We start from the raw sequence: 1,583 nt of genomic DNA on the forward strand, positions 1-1,583 counted from the left end.
AAGCTTGGCGTTTAACGTGGGCGGGCTTGGTGTTCCTTGATCGACTCGGCGCGTTTGACCGTCTTGCCGACGTCGTGGTGCCTGGCCCGGTGTTTGTTCTTCGAGCCGGCAGGCCGTCCCGGGCCCGGCTTGGACGGTTTCGGTGCGGTCGCTGGACGGGCCGTGGTCGCGCGGACGTTGCGAAACCCCCGCCGCACCCGGGCGGGGGTGAGTCGGCGGGGCTCGGCCGGTCGTTCCCAGGGGTGGCGGAGGTCCTCGGCGAGGGGCCGGGCGAGGCGGAGCTGGGTGTGGGCGGCGATGATGAGCCAGGTCCACAGGTCGGCGGTGTCCGCGTGGCGGACCTTCGGGGCGGTCCAGCCGAGGGTCTGTTTCATGAGCCGGAAGGTGTGCTCGAGGTCGAATCTGCGCAGGAAGGACTGCCACCAGTGGTCCACGTCCGCCGGTGTGGCGGCGGTGGCCGAGCACCACAGCCAGACCGGTTTCGGGGCGCGGTCGCCCGGCAGGCGCTCGACCTTCAGACGGATCAACGTGCCGTGCAGGATGGGCAGTTCCTCCTTCGTGTGGTTCAGCCACGGGCCTCGGTGGGTGAGTCGCGGGTGCATCCGGTCCCAGGCCATCGCCTCGGCCTTGCCGTATCGGGTGGTGTCCGTGACCGTGGTGACCTCGGGTTCGTGCCAGCTGTCGGGCTTGGCGAAGGTCAGGACGCCGCCGTGCCGACGCGGCCGTCCGCCCTTCGGCCCGGAGCGGGCGGGGCCGGGGTCGCGGAGCATGACGCGGTCCGAGCGCAGGCGCCCGACCAGCACGACCGGCAGATCCGCCAGGGCATGGGAGAGGTAGGCGACGTCGTAGCCGGAGTCCATGACGATCCAGATCTCCGGATCACCCGCCCGCCACTGCTGAGCCTGGACCAACCTCTCGATGACATCGCGTAGTTGGCCGGCAGTGACAGTGGTCGCGTCGTCCGCGGGCCCGAGGCGCACGGCGTCCAGCAACGCCACCCAGGAGGTCCGGCCGGTCTCCAGGGCGGCGACGAAGGAGTACGGCCAGCCCGGCACGAACTGGTCCCTGCTGCGGGCTCCGCGTCCGTAGACGTGGCAGAACAGCCGGTCCTCGCTGGTCGGGGCATCTGGGCGGAGCCAGTTGCTCACGTCCACAGCCAGCACGATCCGCCCGTCGGCCGCCCTGGGCAGCGGCAGGCCCGCCAGCGCGCGCCGCAACCGCGCCGGCTCCAGCCAGCCCCGGTCCAACGCCGCGTACATCGCCCCGTGCCCGCGCCGATGCTCGACCGCCAGCGACAGCTCGACCAGCGTCTTCACCGGCCCGTCCGTACACAGCACCGCCTCCGTGAGCTCGAAGAGTGCATCCGCGCGGGCGTAGAGGCATTCGTAGAACTCGACCCGAAAGCGGGACAAGACGTCGAACGCCTCACCCGCGGGCGCGTGGACCGGAAGACTCATAGCAGCGGCCGTTCTCTCATGCTTCGTGACTCGACATCTCGAAGCGTGGAGAACGGCCGCCTCCACTGTCCCGGGAAGAACCGCAGATCAGCAGGTCGGGTGACCTGCGAGGTTAAACGCCAAGCT

Annotated in this window: 1 protein-coding gene; it reads right to left on the reverse strand. The window is 70.3% G+C overall.

What is annotated here, in order from left to right:
* Positions 1-11 precede the first annotated feature (11 nt).
* Positions 12-1,457, reverse strand: a complete 1,446-nt coding sequence (locus GA0115233_RS39990; protein ID WP_093725700.1) for an NF041680 family putative transposase — start codon at positions 1,455-1,457, stop codon at positions 12-14.
* Positions 1,458-1,583: the final 126 nt, after the last annotated feature.

Source organism: Streptomyces sp. DI166 (genome assembly GCF_900091315.1).
Classification (GTDB): domain Bacteria; phylum Actinomycetota; class Actinomycetes; order Streptomycetales; family Streptomycetaceae; genus Streptomyces; species Streptomyces fuscus.